Source organism: Algibacter sp. 2305UL17-15, from assembly GCF_040720935.1.
In the GTDB taxonomy this organism is placed as follows: Bacteria; Bacteroidota; Bacteroidia; order Flavobacteriales; family Flavobacteriaceae; genus Jejuia.
The window spans coordinates 372,984-393,310 of the sequence record NZ_JBFDAE010000001.1; the positions used below are offsets into that span (position 1 = coordinate 372,984).

Here is a 20,327-nt window from a genome sequence, read left to right on the forward strand (position 1 = left end):
ACCCTTTTTTTGGGTAAAACTTTAAAATTATGAAAAAAATAAAAATATCATTATTCCTTTTAATAATAATAACATCATTTAGCTCATGTGAGAAAAATGAATTAAATGAAACTCCTTCAAATTCATTTAATTATGCTGATTTAGACTCTAAACTTAAAGTTCATTCAAATTCGATAAAGGACTTATTCAGTTCTGATGAAACAATTGAAAATACTTTTAATAAGTCTTTTAAAACAAAATCCAAGAATAATATTTCTTCGAAAGGTCTGTCTAGTAAAAACTTAGAGGAAACATATGCACAAGTTTACATTGAATTACCTAGTCAACTCGGTAGAGAAACAAACAATTTGCTATTAGAATATTATAATGATATGATTAATGCATATGATTATGAAATTCCAGATTTGGTAAATGAATATCAAAATAAGCTAGATAGTAATTTTTTGATGTCTAGTAATGAGAAGCAAGAATTTCAAATTATTTTAAACGCTTCTAAATATGCAATCCAAGCGTTAGAAGAAGTTTATTTAAGCAATGAAATACAAAATAATAGTACAAGTGCTAAAGGTGGTGGCTTTTGGGATTGTATGAGGAAAACTGCTGGAAAAAAAATAGGTAGAGGTATGGTATATGGAGCTGTAACAGGGGCTGTCAATGGAGGTATTATAGGGGCAACAGGAGGAACTGTAGCTTTTCCGGGTGTAGGTACCGCAACAGGAGCTGTAGGTGGTGCTGTATTTGGAGGAGCTGCTGGAGCAGTAAAAGGAGCTGTTGGTGGTGTCATATGGGCAGCGGCTGATTGTCTTTCATATGTAAAAGCTGTGAAGTTTGTAGAGATAGAAAAAATAGTACTAGTTTTAGACGAGGATGATATTTCATTTGATGCTTCAATATTTGAATTACCTGATGATCAAACTATCGAATTATTGTTAAATAAATAATTATGAAAACAAGAAAATTTGTACTTAAATATTACCTTTCTATAAAGGTAGTATTGATTATTACAGGTACTTGCTTGCTTTTTATTGCTTATTTTTTTAGCGATAAACCTAATTCTTGGGAAACAATAAAAGTAAATTTGAGTAATCCAATGATGTATTTGTGTTTGATAATATCTTTTTCAATATCTCTATGGATTACGAATAGTGTTTTTAATAAGAAAGGACTAAAAAAAGAGTAATAAAAATTGTCCATTCAGTATATATGCATATGTAAAATGGTAGCTATATTATATAAACCAAAAGTTTGGTTTTTTTTCTGACACCTTTAGTTAATGCGAAAATAGAGATTATAAGGCTGCTATTTTTCCTATAGACTATCGTTAAAATTGTGTTTTAAACTATTTTAGACTGATTGTTTCTATAAAACTAAAAAACTGCCCTCGGGGAAGGGCAGTTTTTATAGATATCAATTTCCGAGCTTAATGGAAATCAATATCAGATCTAACCAAAAACCTAAAATTTAATTCCGAATCCGGTGTAAACCCCAATAAAGAAGGGTTGAAAATCACCAGACGTATTTTTAAACGTATTAATTTGATATTTGAACATAGGCTCTAAATTCAAATTAATCTTTTTTGATACTTTATAATTTAGTCCCAATCCAAAATTGGCACTATAACTTGTTTTGTTAATATTATCTGCTTCTCCTAAACGTATGCGCTGTCCTTCTACATCAGAAAACAAATCGTTGTTATTTAAAAAGAGCGAGCTAAAACCACCAATAACATTTACACCAAATCGTTTTGTGGAAAGGGCATATTGAATTTCCAACGGAATTTCTATATAGCCAAACGACTGATTTATGGTTGTATTTGAAGCATCAAAAGTTGGAATATTATTATTAGATTTAAAAGCTTCAGCACTAATAATAGTAACATCATTACCACTACTTACGGCACTAGTTTGGGCCACTTCATCTGATGCATTACTGCTTATGGTTTCTAAGGTTTTAATATTTGAAGCACTCGCATTTACCGACTCAAACACTACAACATCATTGGTGTTATAGCCTAAGTTTACGCGGTTAATCCCCGAGCGAATTGTAACTCTATTGTTTATAGCGTAACTGGCATTTAAACCATAGCTCATATTAACCTCACCGCTTTTAGAGTTATTGTTAAACTGTGGGTCTATAGAAGATCCTTTGCCCAAACTACTAAAATAAACTGGAGCCGCATTGGGCGAGATCCCCCATTTATTCAATACAACATTAGTATCGTCGTCTTCAAGGAGCGATTCATTTTTTTCTATGGCTTCCTCGATGGTTTGAGCCTCTTTTTTAGGATTGTTTTCTGCTATTTCGACAGATTTTTTTGCTTTGGTATTTTCAATTTTATCTGTTTTAATTTTAGAATTATCTGCTACAACTACATTTTCTTTTTGCGCTTCTGTACTTTTAGGATTAACGACATCATCTTTCACAGACATATTATCTTTTGAAGTGTTCTCAGGCGCATCTAAAGTTCTGTTTTCTACAATAACTTTTGAATTATCATTCTTATCTGCTATACCTACATTGTCTTTTTGCTCTTGAATAGTTTTAACATTTGTAACAGCATCGTTTATTGCAGATGAATTGTTTTTGTAACTGTTTTCAGATTTCTCTGAAGTTTTATTTTCTGCAATAACCTTGGAACCTTCTTTTTTAAATACAGATTTAGACCTATTGTTGTTTTTATTTGAAATGAATGCTTCTTCAGTTTTATCTGTGTCTTTTGAATTATTGGATGTTGCAACCGAAGAATTCTGCTTAACAAGTTTTAACTTATCATCATTATTTTGTTCAGATGAATTTGAAGTTTCTTTTGAACTTTCACTACCATTCTCAACATCAACAATAACAGATTCAGAAGCATCGGTATTATCAATTTTATTTAAATCCTGAATTTCTGTGTCTTTGGTATTTTCTAAATCGGTTTTTTCTGTATCGACTACTTGAGGTGTTATTTGCGTATCGTCACTGCCAAAATAAATTGAACCTAAAGTAAGCCCTAACAGTAAAAGAGCAGCGACACCAGCGTAACGCCACCAAATTGGAATTACTCTGCGCTTTTTCTTCTTTTCGTTAAGTTTCGCCTCGATATTTTCCCAAACAGCATCATCAGGCTTGGCTTCAAAATCTTTAAAGCGCTCCTGAAATAGTCTATCTATATGTTTTTTATCTCCCATTATAAGGATTGTAGGTTTTGCTTTTCGTTATAGTCTTCTATAGTCTGCTTCAAAATTTGTCGTGCTCTGGCTAAATTCGATTTTGAAGTGCCTACAGAAATTTTCAATAGTTCTGCTATGTCTTTATGCGAATATCCGTCAAGCACATATAGGTTAAACACCAATCTATATCTATCGGGTAATTCCTGAATAATTTGTAACAGATAATCGATCGAGACTTGGTCTTCCTCAATGTCTATTTCAACAGCTTCAGTTGTGTTTTCATTTATAATATCAAAAACTTTTTCGCTTCTATAGCGTTGTAAAACATTATTAACTGTAATGCGTTTTAACCAACCTTCAAAAGAGCCTTTGTGCTTAAATTGTCCAATTTTATCAAAAATAATTAAAAACGCATCTTGCAAATTATCTTCAGCTTCGGCATAATTGCGCGAATACTTTAAGCATGTAGAAAACAACTTGCCCGAAAAGAGCTTATATAATTCCCCTTGTGCTTTGGTATCATTCTTTTTACAATTTTCTATGAGTTGATTTAAACTCAAGTGATACAAAGATTAGTTAAGTTAATGCTTAGTTTTTAATCTACTACTGGCACTTCAATGGTTAAGTATATATCTTCGTCATTATCATCCTTACCCTGCCAAAATTTAAAAATGTATGAGCCGTTACTTGTGACTTTAAAGTTGAATGATCTTTCGACCATTTCATCTGTTAATGTCTCACAATCATTTCGTTCAAAAACAGCAGTTATTATAGCAACTGTTCTTTCGTTGTTCTCTTTTGCATAATACAAATTTCTAAACACATGACAACTAGTGGGTCTTTGGTAAGTTACCTTAATTGGATAAACTTCTCCGAGGCTGAATTCGTCTGGAATGTCAACGCTTTCAATAGGTAAAAATTCTGAAGTGAATCTTACATCCCCATCATCATCATCAATTAGTTCGCAACTACTTAGAAATAAAGCTAGAAAGCTTAAAATTAAAATCTTTTTCATAACAAATCAATTTGGGTTTTAAATTAATCTTTTTCTTTTAGATGTATATTTTGCCAAATGGTTGCGTATAATACCAGATAAATTTAACCGATGATTTTAAAATTGATTTAGTATAAAATTAAAAAATCCCGCTTTAACGGGATTTTTTGAGAATTTATTCGCCTTTTATGATATCTTTTATTTTGAGTTCCAGTTCATCCATTAGTTCTGGGTTGTCCTTTATAATGGCCTTCACAGCATCTCGCCCCTGTCCGAGTTTTGTGTCCCCATAACTAAACCACGAGCCACTTTTTTTAATGACTTCGTTTTCTACCGCGATATCTAATATTTCACCAACTTTAGAAACGCCTTCGCCATACATAATATCAAACTCCGCCATTCTAAATGGTGGTGCGACCTTGTTTTTTACAACTTTTACACGGGTTTTGTTACCCAATACTGCGCCACTACTGTCTTTTATTTGAGTAGATCTCCGAATATCAAGCCTTACAGATGCGTAGAATTTTAATGCATTTCCACCAGTTGTGGTTTCTGGGTTACCAAACATTACGCCAATTTTTTCACGTAATTGATTGATAAACATTACCGTACAATTTGTTTTGCTAATAGAAGCAGTCAATTTTCTTAAGGCTTGAGACATTAAACGTGCATGAAGACCCATTTTAGAATCTCCCATTTCGCCTTCAATCTCACTTTTTGGCGTTAATGCTGCTACAGAATCTATCACCACAATATCAATTGCTCCAGAACGGATTAAATTATCGGCAATTTCCAAAGCTTGTTCTCCATTATCCGGTTGGGATATGATTAAATTATCAATATCTACACCTAGTTTTTCAGCATAAAATCTATCAAACGCATGTTCTGCATCAATAAAAGCAGCAATGCCTCCAGATTTTTGCGCTTCGGCAATAGCGTGTAATGTTAAAGTTGTTTTACCCGAAGATTCCGGCCCATATATTTCTATAACACGTCCGCGGGGATATCCCCCAACGCCCAATGCGATATCCAATCCTAAAGATCCTGATGAAATTGACTCTACGTCAACAACTGCTTGATCGCTCATTTTCATGACGGTACCTTTACCGTATGCTTTGTCCAATTTATCTAAAGTAAGTTTTAATGCTTTTAATTTTGCTTCTTTTTCGTTGCTCATTTTATGTATAATTATTCACGCTAAAATACTACAACTTTTAGCATATTACAATAGGATGTCAATATTATTATCACCCATTTTAAAACAAATTTGATATTCCCACGCAACCTTTTAAACTATTTTGCATCTACCTAATAAAGTGGGGAGAATTTTACTGTGAAAAAGAAAAAATATACTCAAATCCCATTTTACATAAAAGCATAGGCGTTTCAATTGTTGTATATCAGATTATAGGAAATTGTGAAGCCCATTGTAGTTTGCTCTTTTTAATTTTTTTGTTTGAAAAAGAAAAATTTTGATGAAGAGTTACTCAGAAAAAGCACTTTAGTTTGTCTAAAAGTGCTTTTTTTTATGAGTGAAACTCAAAACCCTAAAGTTTGAAAACGCATAGAGTTTTGATAGTTAAACTCATCCCGACATAGGCGGGATGCTGAATTTAGCTTACGCTTTCTAGCTTTAATGTTTCCAAACAGTCTTAATGTTTGCGGTGTATGACTGACTTTGGCGGCTATGTGCGCTTGGGATTGAACGGCATGTTTAATCCCGATGCTAATCGGGAGAGTAGTGAAAGCCCGACCCTTGGCGCCCAAAAATTTAAAAATTGTACCTTTGCATTTCGAAGAATCTATAACCTTAAAAAATTAGTATAGCATGCAACTGTACAATAAATTAAGCGCGAAAGAAAGAGCGGAATTAATCGAAAAAGCGGGCAAGGACCGATTAACACTTTCTTTTTACCAATACGCCAAAATTGCCAATCCTCAAGAATTTAGAGATCAATTATTTATTGCCTGGGACGCCTTGGACGTTTTAGGGCGTATTTATGTGGCTACCGAAGGGATTAACGGACAATTATCTTTACCTGCAGATCGTTTTGAGGAATTTAAAACCCACTTGGATACCATAGATTTTTTAAAAGATATTAGGCTGAATATTGCTGTGGAGCAGGACAACATGTCGTTTTTAAAATTGAAAGTGAAAGTGCGCCATAAAATTGTTGCCGATGGATTGAACGATGACACTTTTGATGTTACCAACAAAGGGATTCATGTTGGAGCTGATACATTTAACCAGCTTATTGAAGATGAAAATACAGTTTTGGTAGATATGCGAAACCATTACGAAAGCGAGATTGGACATTTTAAAAACGCCGTAACGCCCGATGTGGATACCTTTAGAGAATCTTTGGATATTATTGAAGACGATTTAAAAGACCACAAAGAAGATAAGAAATTAGTCATGTATTGTACTGGCGGCATTCGATGTGAAAAGGCGAGTGCCTATTTTAAGCACAAAGGGTTCAAGAATGTATATCAATTGGAAGGCGGAATTATTGAATATACCAGACAGATACAAGAGCAAAATCTCGAAAATAAATTTCTAGGCAAAAATTTTGTGTTTGATGAACGCCGCGCCGAAAAAATTAGTGATGATGTCATTGCGAAATGCCACCAATGCGGCGCACCGTTTGATGTGCATACCAATTGTGCTAATGATGCGTGCCACTTGTTGTTTATTCAATGTGATGCTTGTAAAACCGAAATGAATAATTGCTGTTCTACAAATTGTAAAGAGATACATGCTCTGCCTTTTGAAGCACAAAAAGAACTCCGGAAAGGGCAAGGAAATAGTAACGATATTTTTAAAAAAGGACGTGCAGATCATCTACCTTACAAAAAAGATTTGCGGAACATTTTTGAGGTTTTGAAGAGGAAAAAGGAAGTTTAGAAAAAGTTAACTTATACATCTTTCTTTTTAAGTCCTCATAATAATCTTATATTTACGCATCAAAGTTATTTATTAACCTTCTTCCGATAAAATTCAGGTTTTAATCGGAATCAATATATATAATACTTATGGCTTGTAACAGTTGCTCAACTGGAGACGACGGTCAACCTAAAGGATGTAAAAATAATGGCACTTGCGGAACAGATAGTTGCAATAAATTGACTGTTTTCGATTGGTTGTCTAATATGTCCTTACCAAACGGCGAAAAACCCTTTGATTGGGTTGAGGTGCGCTATAAGAACGGTAGAAAACACTACTATAAAAATTTAGAGAATTTAACGCTTAGCATTGGGGATATTGTGGCTACTCAAGCCCAATCGGGACATGATATAGGTATGGTTACCCTTACGGGGGAATTGGTGCGTGTACAAATGAAACGTAAAAACATTTCTCAAGAGCCCGAAGAGATTTTAAAAATATACCGAAAAGCATCCCAAAAAGATATTGATATTTGGAAGAAAGCCCGTGAAAGGGAAGAACCAATGAAGGTAAAAGCACGTCAGTTCGCAATAGATTTGAGATTGCAGATGAAAATCTCTGATATTGAATTTCAAGGCGATGCCAGTAAAGCGACATTCTATTATACAGCAGAGGAACGCGTAGATTTTAGAGAATTGATTAAAGTTTTTGCACGCGAATTTAGAACACGAATAGAGATGAAACAAGTTGGATTTCGTCAAGAAGCTGCGAGACTTGGTGGTATTGGATCTTGTGGACGGGAATTATGTTGTTCTACTTGGTTGACCGATTTTCGTTCTGTAAGTACTTCCGCAGCGCGATACCAACAATTATCTCTAAATCCTCAAAAATTAGCAGGTCAATGTGGGAAACTAAAATGTTGTTTGAATTATGAATTAGACACGTATTTGGATGCATTAAAAGATTTTCCGAAAACAGATATAAAACTTAAGACTGAAAAAGGAACAGCAGTTTGCCAAAAAACTGATATTTTTAAAGGGCACATGTGGTATGCTTATGAAGGCGAGTGGATGAACTGGCATAAAATAACCACACAACAAGCCAATGAAATTATAGCGGCAAACAAGGAAAACAAAAAAGTTATAAGTCTTGAAGAATATGCATTAGATCTTGTAGAAGATACTAAAACAGAGTTTGAAAACGTTGTGGGTCAAGATAGTTTAACACGTTTTGATAGTCCAAAACGAAATAATAAACGTAAAAATAATAGACGCAAAGGGCATCAAAATAAACAACGTAATAAAGTAGCTCAAGGTAATAAGTCAAAGCAAGGGAATCGGCCGAAGCAGAATAATCAAGGCAACAAAAACGAGTCGTCTCATACCAAAACGAGTCAAAATAAAAGAAGAAGAAACAATAAAAGAAAACCGCAAAATCAAAATGCTAAGAATGATTCGAAATAGTGCCGTAGTATTGGTGTTTATATTTTGTCTAGTGTCTTGTGATGAAAATCGTGTTTTCGATGCATATAAATCCGTTCCTAACGCATGGCATAAAGATTCAATAATAAGTTTTAAAATTAACCCTCCGGATACAATTAATCCCTATAATTTATTTGTAAACCTAAGAAATACAAACGCTTATAAGTACAATAATTTGTTTTTAATAGTAGAAATGACCTTTCCTCATGGGAAAACAATCACAGATACTTTGGAATATAAAATGGCAGACCCATCTGGAAAACTTTTGGGAACTGGTGTTACCGATACCAAAGAAAACAAGTTATGGTACAAGGAAAGTGTTGTGTTTGACGAAGCAGGTACATACGAAGTTAACATCCAGCACGCCATGCGAGAAAGCGGAAAAGTTAACGGCGTTATTGCTTTAGAAGGTATTACCGATGTTGGGTTTAGAATTGAAAAACCAAAACCTATCAACTAACTTTAAGTACTAATAACTTTAGGCACTTAAAACTTAAACTATTTTAGGCACTTAATTATGGCAAAAGCAAAAAAAGAAACTACAACAGTTCAAGATTTTTCTAAATACATCCGTTGGTTTTGGATGGCATTTTTAGGAGGAATTCTGTTTTTAATCCTTCTATTTTTATTAGCATCTTGGGGCATATTTGGTGAAATGCCAGATCATACTGTTTTAGAAAATCCTAAAACTAATTTGGCGACTGAAATCATGTCTTCTGATGGAAAAACCCTCGGAAAATTTTATTTCAATGATAATAGAACACCTGTGGGTTACGAAGAATTACCAAAGCATTTAGTAGATGCACTAATTGCTACTGAAGACGAACGTTTTACAGAGCATGCTGGTATTGATGCGAGAGGAACTTTGCGTGCCATTGTTAAACCTGGTAGTGGAGGAGCGAGTACAGTTTCTCAACAATTGGCAAAACAATTATTTCACGGTGAAGGTTCAAAAAACATCATAGAAAGAGTACTTCAAAAAGTAAAAGAATGGATAATTGCCACGCGTTTAGAACGTCAATATACTAAAGAAGAAATTATAGCCCAATACTTCAATATATATGATTTTGGTAATAACGCTGATGGTATTAGAAGTGCAGCAGCAATTTATTTTGATAAAGAACCTCATGAATTAGACCTCAAAGAGTGTGCAATGTTGGTTGGTATGTTCAAAAACTCATCACTTTATAACCCTAGAAGAAATCCTGTTGGTGTAAAAAACAGACGCAATGTGGTGTTATATCAAATGATGAGAAATGGTTATTTAGACCAAACTCTAAAAGACTCTTTGCAGAAAACAGAATTAGATGTAAAATACACACCACAATCACATCGTGATGGTATTGCTACTTATTTTAGGGGCTATCTTTCTGGTTTTATGAAAGATTGGATTAAAAACAATCCAAAACCAGATGGTACAAAATGGAGTTTATACAATGATGGCTTAACCATTTACACCACCATAGATTCACGGATGCAAAAACATGCAGAAGACGCTGTACAGCAACATATGCCAAGGCTTCAAGCTGAATTTTTTGTTCAAAATACGCCAAAGCGAAACCCTACCACACCTTTTTTAGATTTAGAAAAGGATGAAATTAGGGATTTGTTAAATCGTTCCATGAAACAATCTGAACGTTGGAGGCATATGAAATATGATTTAAAAAAATCTAACAAAGACATTGAGGCTTCGTTTAAAAAACCTGTCCCAATGTCTGTTTTTGCTTGGATAGACGGAAAGCCTAGTGAGATCGATACCATTATGAAACCTATCGATTCCATGCGCTATTACAAATCGTTTTTAAGAACAGGAATGATGTCTATGGATCCACGCACAGGTCATGTAAAAGCATGGGTAGGTGGTATGGATTATAAACATTTCCAATACGATATGGTAAAACAAGGCAAGCGTCAAGTAGGTTCAACTTTTAAACCATTTGTATATACTGCTGCAATAGACCAATTACATTTTTCACCTTGTGATGAATTTCCAGACACACCGTTTTGTATAGAAGCCAATAAATTTGGTAATCCTGAAGAATGGTGTCCTGACAACTCAAATAATGATTATGGTGGCACCCGTACGTTAAAAAATGCATTGGCAAATTCTGTAAATACAATTACAGCGCGTTTAATCGATAAAGTTGGGCCACAAACAGTAGCAGATTTAGCCTTAAAATTGGGTATAGAATCAGACATTCCACCAGTACCATCAATCGCTTTGGGAACTCCAGATTTAAGTGTTTACGAAATGGTAGGTGCCTATTCAGCATTTGCAAATAAAGGCGTATATACCAAACCCGTAATGGTCACAACTATAGAAGATAAAAACGGCACTATATTATATCAATTTAAACCAGAAACCCGTGATGTTTTAAGTGAAGAAACGGCCTATGTTGCTACTAAACTTATGGAAGGTGTCACCCAAGAAGGCTCTGGTGCCAGATTAAGAACAAAAGGTGCGGACTCTTATAGAGCAGATTACAGAGAGGTAGTAACAGGATACCCATACGAATTTAAAAACCCTATTGCAGGTAAAACGGGCACAACTCAAAACCAAAGTGATGGTTGGTTTATGGGAATGGTACCTAATTTAGTAACAGGCGTTTGGGTAGGAGGCGAAGAAAGATCGGTTCATTTTAAATCAATTACTTACGGGCAAGGAGCGTCTATGGCACTACCTATTTGGGGGATTTATATGAGAAGTTGTTATGAAGATGAAGAATTAAATATTTCTAAGGAAGAATTTGAAGCCCCAAAAGATCTTTCTATTGTTGTAGATTGTTCTAAGGCTACAGCTAAAACTGTTATTATTGATGATGATGAATTAAACAATGAAACTCCTGAAGATTTAGAGTTTTAAAGGACTACATATTTATATAAAATTACAAACCCATTCTTTTTTGGAATGGGCTTTTTTATTCGTAATTTTAAAAAGCAAAAATTTATTATTATGATTAATAAAAAGGTAGCAAATGTGCAAGAGGCACTAAAAGGCGTTAAGGACAACATGACGTTTATGCTTGGTGGTTTTGGGCTAAGCGGTATCCCCGAAAATGCAATTGCTGAGTTAGTGAAGTTAAATGTAAAGGAGGTAACATGTATTTCGAATAATGCAGGAGTTGACGATTTTGGTCTGGGGTTATTACTTCAAAAAAAACAAATCAAAAAAATGGTATCTTCTTATGTAGGTGAAAATGATGAGTTTGAGCGTCAGATGCTATCAGGTGAGTTAGATGTAGAATTGATTCCACAAGGAACTTTAGCCGAAAGATGTCGCGCTGCACAAGCTGGTTTTCCTGCAATTTATACACCTGCTGGCTATGGCACCGAAGTAGCAGAAGGTAAAGAAACCAGAGAATTTGACGGTAAAATGTATGTGTTAGAACATGCCTTTAAAGCTGATTTTGCTTTTGTAAAAGCTTGGAAAGGCGATGCGGCAGGTAATTTGATTTTTAAAGGCACAGCGAGAAATTTTAATCCAAATATGTGTGGCGCTGCTAAAATAACGGTTGCTGAGGTTGAGGAATTAGTGCCACTTGGAGCATTAGACCCAAATCAGATACATATTCCTGGAATATTTGTGCAACGTATATTCCAGGGCGAAATGTATGAAAAACGCATTGAGCAGAGAACTGTGAGACAAAGAAGTACTTAAAAGTTACAAGTGAACCTGCGAGGTTTTAAAAACCTTGTAGGTTTAGGTTTAAAATAATAAGATTATAAACTAACTGTCTATTAATGGAAAAACAGACAAGTTTCAATTAAAAGATTCCCGCCTTTGCGGGAATGACTAAAGAGATAAAAAATGTTAGACAAAAACGGTATAGCAAAACGAATAGCACAAGAAGTGCAGGATGGCTACTATGTTAATCTAGGCATAGGAATTCCTACTTTGGTAGCAAATTATGTTAGGGATGATATAGAAGTTGAATTTCAAAGTGAAAATGGTGTTTTAGGCATGGGACCTTTTCCTTTTGAAGGCGAAGAAGATGCCGATGTCATTAATGCCGGAAAACAAACCATTACAACATTGCCCGGCGCTAGTTTTTTTGATTCCGCATTAAGTTTTTCAATGATTAGAGGACAACATGTAGATTTAACTATTTTGGGAGCAATGGAAGTTGCAGAAAATGGAGATATCGCAAACTGGAAAATACCGGGAAAAATGGTAAAAGGTATGGGAGGTGCCATGGATTTGGTGGCAAGTGCCGAAAATATTATTGTGGCGATGATGCATACGAATAAAAGGGGTGAGTCTAAACTTTTAAAAAAATGCTCCTTGCCGTTAACCGGAGTAGGCTGTGTAAAAAAGATTGTTACTAACCTTGCTGTTTTGGAAGTGACAGAAAACGGATTTAAACTTTTGGAACGCGCTCCAGGAGTTTCGGTTGAAGATATTAAGGCTGCAACGGAAGGTAAATTAATTATTGAAGGCGATGTTCCTGAAATGGATATTTAGAATTATATCTTTATAACTGAGGTTTCAAATCTAATGGAAACTGTTCGGAAGTTAATAATTTATGATAAGCTGTTCTCCCTCCTCGGAGGGGTTAGTTTTCAGACCTTCAGGTTAGCTACTGAAACAAGTTCAGCACAGGAAACCTGAAGGGTCTTATTTTCAGCAACATTACTATTTTTAATAGTGATTAAACTTTTGTTGCCATATACTGAAAGCTGTTTCATATATTATGCCCACTTTTTTTGGCTAAATTTTGTATTCAGAACACTTGTATTTTAAAAACCTCATAAGCTTTTTTCTTTCAAAATGTTAAATTTATTTGCACTTCATCGAATTTATGTGTTTTTAATCTGATATATTGAAATAAAATTAGATATTAGCAGCACCAAATCAACCAATTAATTATAGATTTTTCCCCAAATCTATCATGAACTTAAAACCTTATGGAAATGGCAACAAATCTACCTGAACAACCTACTAAAAGTGAGAGTAAATTTAAAGAAACATTGCAAGAGAATTTGCAGTTTATGAAGAGCTTACTTTATCTCACCAAAAAAGTATTTATGCTATAAATTTAAGTCAGTAGCACGAAAATTTTTAATTGTCCCGAAATATATTTCGGGATTTTTTTTGTTTAAATTTTAAGTTGTTGTCATTGTATCTATCTAACGAGTGAAGAATATATATAGTTTTTAAAAACCCACCCCAAGCCTCTCCAACCTGCCTGCCGCAGGCAGGGGAGGGCAACGTTTACGTATATAAAAAATTTCAGATTTTAATAAAACGAATATAAATGAATAATTATCGATATTTTATTTTTAGGGTGTTGAGTGTTTCTCTCTCGGGAGGGGCTAATGGTTGGTTTATATCTTCAGCCTATTTGGTTAACAGGTAATGTGAATTTAACCTCTTTGAATATTCAGACGGAATTTAGCGAAGTCAAATTTTCAAAAAACACGAAGCTTTGAAAAATTGGTAAATCCCCCTAAGGGCAGTCCTAAAACTTCGGGATTATCTCAATACATATTGTAGCCCATTCAGATTTTTTAAAGGCCTTACTATTCTTCGGAAAATAATAATTTATGATAAGCTGTTCCCTCCAAGGAGGGGCTAGGGGTGGGTATTATTTATCGTGAAAACAAACTCATTTTTATTGCAACCCAAGCTAATTTAAATCCCCTTCGGAATCGCCTCAATCAACTTTTTCGTGTATTCCTTTTTCGGATTCGCATAAATTACATCGGCATCATCCAGCTCTTCAATTTTACCTTCATTCATAACCAATAATTGATCTGCCATATATTTTACCACAGCAAGATCATGAGAAATAAATATATAGGTAAACCCGAAATCTGCTTTAAGTTCATTCAATAAATTTAAAACTTGCGCTTGAACTGAAATGTCCAATGCCGAAACCGATTCATCACAAACAATCAATTTAGGTTGCAATGCAATGGTTCTAGCAATTCCTATTCTCTGTCTTTGTCCGCCAGAAAACTCATGGGGATAACGGTTAAAATAATCTTCAGATAGCCCAACGCGATTCAAAATTTCCAATACTTTTTCCTTTCGTTCGCTATCCGAATTGTATAAATCATGAACTTCCATAGGTTCCATAATCGCTTTCCCAACCGGAATTCTCGGATTTAAGGAAGCAAACGGATCTTGAAAAATAATTTGAATGTCTTTTCTTAATTTCCGAGTTTCAGATTTCGAAAGTTTTGTAATATCAACACCTTTATAAATTATAGCACCTGAAGTAGCTTTGTCCAATTGCAAAATAGCATTCCCTAGCGTGGATTTTCCACATCCGGATTCTCCAACCAAACCTAAAGTTTCACCTTCATATATTTTGAAACTTACGTTATTTACTGCTTTAAAAGTATCGGGTTTTGAAAACCATCCCGATTTAGAAACGTATTCTTTCTCAACATTTACAACCTCCAATAAAGGAGGTTTACTATACAATATAGCATGCGCTTCTTTGCGTTGCGTTGCTGAAATGATTTCAGATTTTGTGGTACCATTTAAAAAATCCTGTATTGTTGGAAGTACTTTCAGTCGCTCGTCTAACGAAGGGCGGGAGTTAATTAAGGCTTTGGTATAATCGTTTTGCGGGTTTTTAAAAATTTCGGCAATACTACCTTGTTCAACAATATTACCTTTGTACATGACTAAAACTCTATCGGCAATTTCAGAAATCAAAGCCAGATCATGAGTAATGAATATAATACTCATTTTGGTTTCAACTTGTAATTCCTTCAGTAATGCAATAATTTCGTTTTGGACCGTTACATCAAGTGCAGTAGTTGGTTCGTCTGCAATTAAAATATCGGGTTTGCATGCAATTGCCATCGCAATCATGACACGCTGCTTTTGTCCCCCTGAAATTTCATGAGGATAAGCCTTAAAAACACGATAAGCATCAGGCAATTTCACTTTCTCAAAGAGCGCAATGGTTTCTTCTCTAGTTTCCTTTTTCGATAAATCGGTATGTTGTAATAGAATTTCTTGAACCTGTTTGCCACAGGTCATAGACGGATTTAAAGAACTCATAGGTTCTTGAAAAATCATGGCAATTTTGTTGCCCCTAATCTTTTGGAACGCCTTATCTGAAAGTGTGGCTAAATCGTCTTGATTATAAAAAATATGTCCTGAATTAATATTCGAAATACGTTTGGGCAATAAGCCTAAAATAGCTAAGGAAGACACCGATTTTCCTGAACCAGATTCGCCTACAATACCTAATATTTCATTTTGATTCAAATGATAAGAAATGTTATGAATCACTTTATTATCTCCAAAGGAAATGGATAGGTTTTCTATTTTTAAAAGTGGGTGTTTACTCATTTATACATGTATAATTTCATCATCACTCAAAAGCGCATCGCCTCGTAATCTTAAAAATATTTGGGCTACAGCAATAGTGTCTTTTTCACAGTAAATTATTATTCTATCTATATCATTTTCTTCATAATAGACTTTGCAAACTTCACTACCATCTATATCATCTTTTGGCGACGGAATTCCTAAAACATTAGTCAAAAGTTTTAAAGATGTATAAGTTTTGTAATCTCCAAATTTCCATAATTCCAAGGTATCTAAATGTGGTACTTCCCATGGTTTTTTCCCAAAGAGATTTAATTTATAGGGCAATTCTATATGATGAATTATCATGCGACGTGCAATGTACGGAAAGTCAAATTCCTTTCCATTATGGGCACACAATAAATGTTTATTCTGACTAAAATGTGAAATGAGCAAACTTTTAAAATCTTTAAGAATAGTAATTTCATCGCCATAAAAAGTGGTTACTCTAAACTTTCGTAAATCGCCTTGAAGCGTAAAATACCCCACAGAAATACAAACAATTTTCCCGAATTCTGCCCAAATCCCGGCACGATCATAAAACTCTTCGGCAGTAAATTCATCTTTGCGTTGGTATTTTGATTTATGTTCCCAAAGTGCTTGTTTCGTTTCATCTAAATCAGAAAAATATTGGTATTCTGGAACGGTTTCAATGTCCAGAAATAAAATGTTTTCCAAATGAAGTTTACTAATCATTTTCTAGCATTTTATAAGCCTCATCAATATAAGCGAATAAATCTTCCCGTTCTTCTCCTATATACGACTGTTTCATGCGGTTGTGTCCTAATCTTACAATAATTAAGTTGTCTTTACGATTAACCATTACCAATTGCCCCAAATGTCCACGCATCATAAAGAACTGTTTGCCATTTCTATCATATAGCCACCAACCATAACCGTATTGGGGACTTTCAGGGAAACGCGGTCGCACCGATTTTGCAATAAAAGCCGAATCCAATACTTGTTTCCCATTCCATTTGCCATGGTCTTTATACAATTTTCCCAAACGGGCAAAATCCTTGGCATTACTCGCAATACAGCAATAGGCTTTTACCATATCGCCTTCCTTACTATCAATTTGCCAAAGGGTTTCGTTTTTGCTTCCCAGAGGTTTCCATAAACTTTCTTCTAAATAATCATATAACTTTTTGCCTGTAGCTTTTTCTATAACCATTGCCAAAAGTTGGGTGTCACCACTTTTATATTTGAATTTTTGTCCTGGTTCTTCAATTACTTTTAAACCTAACAGCACTTCTTTTAAATCGTCATCAAAATAAGCACGCGTAGTAACGGAAAATGGCGAATAATATCTTTCGTCCCAGTTGGTTCCCGATGCCATGGAAGACAAATCACCAACGGTCATTTTTCCAGCCAATCCGTCACAGAATTCTGGCAGAAAATCACAAACAGGCTGGTCTAAACTCTCAATATAGCCTTCCATAATGGCTTTTCCCAACATGGCGGAAACATAACTTTTAGCTACTGAAAATGAGTTGGATTTAGAGTTTTCATTAAAGCCGTCATAATACTTTTCAAACCAAATGCTATCATTTTTAATGATGACATACGCAACGGTTTCATATTGAGTATTTACCTTTTTTAGAGCCTCTGTTTCTGAAACTGAATTATAATTTTTATGATTTGGCCATAGCTCATGTGCGCCATTTTCAACAATTTGATTGTCAAAATATTTATAGTCATCCAAATAAGCGGTTGTGTGCCCTTTTAGGTAGATGGTTCTAACGGCTTTAATGAGATAATCGGTATCGGTAGCATATAATGCAATAATTAGGATACCGATTAAGATAACTAACCATTTTAAGAGTTTTTTTAAGAATTTCATTTCGTAGAATTAAACGTACATAAAGATATGAATTAAAGTTGAATGTTTGATTTACTGCTTTAATTTATTAAAAACTGTGGTGCTATGTTTTATATAGGGATTAAAAAAGTGAAAGTTGTTTATAGGGGTTTTCATGGTCGAGCAACCACTTTTTTCTATGTAAGCCACCTGCATAGCCAGTTAGAGAACCATCACTTCCTATAATGCGATGACAAGGCACAATAATCCACAATGGGTTTTTGCCGTTGGCATTGGCAACAGCTCTGATGGCTTTTACATCACCCAACTGCTTTGATAATTCTAGATAAGACGTTGTTTTCCCATAAGGAATTTGGGCTAACTGTTTCCAAACTTTTTTCTGAAAATCGGTGCCTTGAGCATTTAATTTAAGATCGAATTGTTTTCGAGAGCCTTCAAAATATTCATTGAGTTGAATAACGCAATCTTCTAATTCAATAGGAATAATATCTGTGATTTTTTCTTCTGAATTTAATATTGAAACTGAATTTACACCATCTTCATCCCCAACAATTTTTATAAAACCTAATGGCGAATTGATGATACATGTTTCCATTATTCCGAAGGGTTATTTTCTTCAAAAATACCTAATTTTTTGGCACGGGCCTCCCAACTTTTTCTGGCTAGATGTTGAAGGTCTGAAACGTTATCACTTTCATCCATAATTTCTAACCCAAGAAGTGTTTCAATCACATCTTCCATAGTAACCAATCCGCTTACAGAACCATATTCATCTACCACCAATGCCATATGGTTTCTTGTTTCCACTAATTTTTCAAACAAGGTTGGAATGGGTAGATTTCTATCTACAACTATAATGTTTCGTTTAAGCTCAGACAATTTTTTAGTGTTATTATCTAGAGCCATTTCCCTAAATATTTCGTCTTTTAAAACCAGACCAGTAATATTATCAGAATCGTTTGAATACACGGGAATTCTTGAAAAACGAAGGTTTAAGTTTCGTTTAAAAAAATCTTCAACAGTTGTAGTTTCATCTTCGGTTTTCATAACCGTTCTTGGCGTCATCACATCTTTAGCCAAAATTAGTTTAAAGTTCAGCAGGTTCTTTATAATCTTACTTTCATTTTCTTGAAAAACACCTTCTTCATGTGCCATATCTGCCATAACTAAAAAACCTTCACGACTTAATATACTACCGTGACCTTTGCCACCAATCAATTTAGTTGTGAGTTGAAGCAGCCACAAAATCCCTGTCCATTTCAAAGGGAAAATTAAAATAGTTAATGCTTTAGACGTGAAATTAGCCAGTTTTTTCCAGTACGTTGCACCAATAGTTTTTGGAATAATTTCCGAAGCTACCAAAATTAAAAACGTCATAATTGCTGAAACAATGCCAACGGTGTTAATGCCCAAAAATTCAATTTTATGAAGACTCTCCGCTTCAATGCCCACCATCATTGCACCTAAGGTGTGCGCAATTGTATTTAATGTTAAAATTGCTATAAGTGGTTTATCGACATCCTTTTTTAAGGATTCTAAAGTTAAAGCATAGTCTTTGCCTTCTTGTTTTTTAACGTTTATAAAGGTTGGTGTAACGCTTAATAAAACAGCTTCGAGAATGGAACATAAAAAGGAAAAGAAAATAGAAATTGTTGCCCAAAAAATTAATGCGCTCATTAAATAGGTTTTAGTTGAAGGCTAATTTACGAAAGTAATTTAACAACATCCTTTGTATGATAGAACGCAAAGCGATTATTTCATTATCAAGGCCAGATAAGGTCTATAAGTTATCTATTTGATATCTAAAAAGACACCTCCAGAAATGGAAGGTGCTGCATACACCAATTTCCCAGATACGGCACCTGTATAATTAAAAGAAACCCCGATTTTTTTGGTTATATAATAGGCGATTTCCGCTCCTAAACTCACATATTCAATGTTGTTAGCAAAAATACTCCCCTGTGAGGTTTGTGCATTTAAATTGCCATTTCTAAGAGATTCTAAAAGGTCTGCTCTGCCTATAAGCCACAATTTATGTTTTGAAAGATTGGCACCTAGTTCTAAACCTGTTCTAATTTCATCAGAAAAACCTTTGGTTCTATTATTAAAGCCAAGGTACAATTTAGCGTATGATGGAATAGTGCCCAAATTAAAAGATGTTCCAAGATTTGTTTGTAGTAATTGATTAAATTCGCCATCGCCCGTTTGAAAGCTGCCATCGCTTCCTCCAGCATTATCGCCAGTAGGAATCCCTAATTTTAAAGTTGCTGACAGGGCATAGTTATCGGTTTTAAGTATGCCGTATCTCAGACCTATTTCTGCGTCCCCAAAACTATTAAATGCTTCGCCCTCAGATATTATTTGCCCTGTAGTACCTGATACTTCATCATTTTCTACAGCTCTTGAAAAAAATGGAATATAGGTGATAACGTCAAATTTATTAGAGATACCATATTCACCATAAAAATTAATGTTAAATTGACTTCTTGTAATATTGGGGTCTGTTTCACCAGTATCTGTATAATGTTGGTCTGCCTCTAAATACCAAGCAGATAATTTATAGTATCCTTTTCCTTTTCCTTTCGTCCATTGGGAAAAAACACTATTAGAAAATAAAAAAGCAAATATTATTACAAAAAGCACTTTTTTTGAATTCATCATATT

The 20,327-nt window shown here is 34.4% G+C and carries 18 protein-coding genes; 8 read left to right on the forward strand and 10 right to left on the reverse strand.

Annotation, left to right across the window (positions count from 1 at the left end):
• The first annotated feature begins 29 nt into the window (after positions 1-29).
• A complete protein-coding gene (locus ABXQ82_RS01570; protein ID WP_367053857.1) occupies positions 30-941 on the forward strand; it encodes a hypothetical protein in 912 nt (303 codons plus the stop codon).
• A gap of 2 nt (positions 942-943) precedes the next feature.
• Positions 944-1,180: a hypothetical protein gene (locus tag ABXQ82_RS01575; protein WP_367053859.1), complete on the forward strand. Its 237-nt coding sequence runs from the start codon at positions 944-946 to the stop codon at positions 1,178-1,180.
• Positions 1,181-1,454: 274 nt separating this feature from the next.
• On the opposite strand, the gene ABXQ82_RS01580 is transcribed toward ABXQ82_RS01575, so the two are convergent.
• The 4 genes from ABXQ82_RS01580 to recA form a co-directional block, all read right to left on the reverse strand.
• On the reverse strand, positions 1,455-3,170 hold the full coding sequence (locus tag ABXQ82_RS01580; RefSeq protein WP_367053862.1) for a hypothetical protein: 1,716 nt from the start codon (positions 3,168-3,170) through the stop codon (positions 1,455-1,457).
• On the reverse strand, positions 3,170-3,712 hold the full coding sequence (locus ABXQ82_RS01585) for a sigma-70 family RNA polymerase sigma factor (RefSeq protein ID WP_367053865.1): 543 nt from the start codon (positions 3,710-3,712) through the stop codon (positions 3,170-3,172). The genes ABXQ82_RS01580 and ABXQ82_RS01585 overlap by 1 nt, the downstream gene beginning before the upstream one ends.
• Positions 3,713-3,747: 35 nt before the next feature.
• Complete coding sequence (locus ABXQ82_RS01590; protein ID WP_367053868.1) at positions 3,748-4,167, reverse strand: hypothetical protein; 420 nt, start codon at positions 4,165-4,167, stop codon at positions 3,748-3,750.
• 154 nt (positions 4,168-4,321) lie between these two features.
• Positions 4,322-5,323: a recombinase RecA gene (recA, locus tag ABXQ82_RS01595; protein ID WP_367053871.1), complete on the reverse strand. Its 1,002-nt coding sequence runs from the start codon at positions 5,321-5,323 to the stop codon at positions 4,322-4,324.
• Positions 5,324-5,974: 651 nt separating this feature from the next.
• Between recA and ABXQ82_RS01600 the strand changes: the two genes are divergently transcribed.
• The 6 genes from ABXQ82_RS01600 to ABXQ82_RS01625 all read left to right on the forward strand — a co-directional run bounded on the left by ABXQ82_RS01600 (position 5,975) and on the right by ABXQ82_RS01625 (position 12,973).
• On the forward strand, positions 5,975-7,051 hold the full coding sequence (locus ABXQ82_RS01600; protein ID WP_367053873.1) for a rhodanese-related sulfurtransferase: 1,077 nt from the start codon (positions 5,975-5,977) through the stop codon (positions 7,049-7,051).
• Positions 7,052-7,179: 128 nt separating this feature from the next.
• Positions 7,180-8,493, forward strand: coding sequence for a regulatory iron-sulfur-containing complex subunit RicT (ricT, locus tag ABXQ82_RS01605; protein ID WP_367053876.1), 1,314 nt, complete (start codon positions 7,180-7,182; stop codon positions 8,491-8,493).
• Complete coding sequence (locus tag ABXQ82_RS01610; RefSeq protein ID WP_367053879.1) at positions 8,480-8,971, forward strand: gliding motility lipoprotein GldH; 492 nt, start codon at positions 8,480-8,482, stop codon at positions 8,969-8,971. The genes ricT and ABXQ82_RS01610 overlap by 14 nt, the downstream gene beginning before the upstream one ends.
• Before the next feature lie 57 nt (positions 8,972-9,028).
• A complete protein-coding gene (locus ABXQ82_RS01615; protein ID WP_367053882.1) occupies positions 9,029-11,374 on the forward strand; it encodes a transglycosylase domain-containing protein in 2,346 nt (781 codons plus the stop codon).
• Between the two features lie 90 nt (positions 11,375-11,464).
• Positions 11,465-12,169: a CoA transferase subunit A gene (locus ABXQ82_RS01620; protein WP_367053884.1), complete on the forward strand. Its 705-nt coding sequence runs from the start codon at positions 11,465-11,467 to the stop codon at positions 12,167-12,169.
• Between the two features lie 150 nt (positions 12,170-12,319).
• Positions 12,320-12,973, forward strand: a complete 654-nt coding sequence (locus ABXQ82_RS01625) for a CoA transferase subunit B (protein ID WP_367053886.1) — start codon at positions 12,320-12,322, stop codon at positions 12,971-12,973.
• A 1,170-nt stretch (positions 12,974-14,143) separates the two neighbouring features.
• On the opposite strand, the gene ABXQ82_RS01630 is transcribed toward ABXQ82_RS01625, so the two are convergent.
• From ABXQ82_RS01630 to ABXQ82_RS01655, 6 genes are all read right to left on the reverse strand, one after another.
• The gene (locus tag ABXQ82_RS01630; protein ID WP_367053889.1) at positions 14,144-15,823 is read right to left on the reverse strand and encodes an ABC transporter ATP-binding protein; all 1,680 of its coding nucleotides are present in this window, start codon (positions 15,821-15,823) and stop codon (positions 14,144-14,146) included.
• On the reverse strand, positions 15,824-16,537 hold the full coding sequence (locus ABXQ82_RS01635; protein WP_367053892.1) for a 3'-5' exonuclease: 714 nt from the start codon (positions 16,535-16,537) through the stop codon (positions 15,824-15,826). It abuts the gene before it with no gap.
• Entirely contained in the window at positions 16,530-17,684 is a 1,155-nt protein-coding gene (locus ABXQ82_RS01640; RefSeq protein ID WP_367053894.1) for a serine hydrolase, read from the reverse strand. Before ABXQ82_RS01640 ends, ABXQ82_RS01635 begins: the two co-directional genes overlap by 8 nt.
• 100 nt (positions 17,685-17,784) lie before the next feature.
• The gene (locus tag ABXQ82_RS01645; protein WP_367053897.1) at positions 17,785-18,258 is read right to left on the reverse strand and encodes a methylated-DNA--[protein]-cysteine S-methyltransferase; all 474 of its coding nucleotides are present in this window, start codon (positions 18,256-18,258) and stop codon (positions 17,785-17,787) included.
• Positions 18,258-19,340 carry a hemolysin family protein gene (locus tag ABXQ82_RS01650; RefSeq protein ID WP_367053899.1) on the reverse strand — a complete coding sequence of 361 codons (1,083 nt, stop codon included), beginning with the start codon at positions 19,338-19,340 and terminating at the stop codon, positions 18,258-18,260. Before ABXQ82_RS01650 ends, ABXQ82_RS01645 begins: the two co-directional genes overlap by 1 nt.
• Before the next feature lie 114 nt (positions 19,341-19,454).
• Positions 19,455-20,324, reverse strand: a complete 870-nt coding sequence (locus ABXQ82_RS01655; RefSeq protein WP_367053902.1) for a hypothetical protein — start codon at positions 20,322-20,324, stop codon at positions 19,455-19,457.
• Positions 20,325-20,327 lie beyond the last annotated feature (3 nt).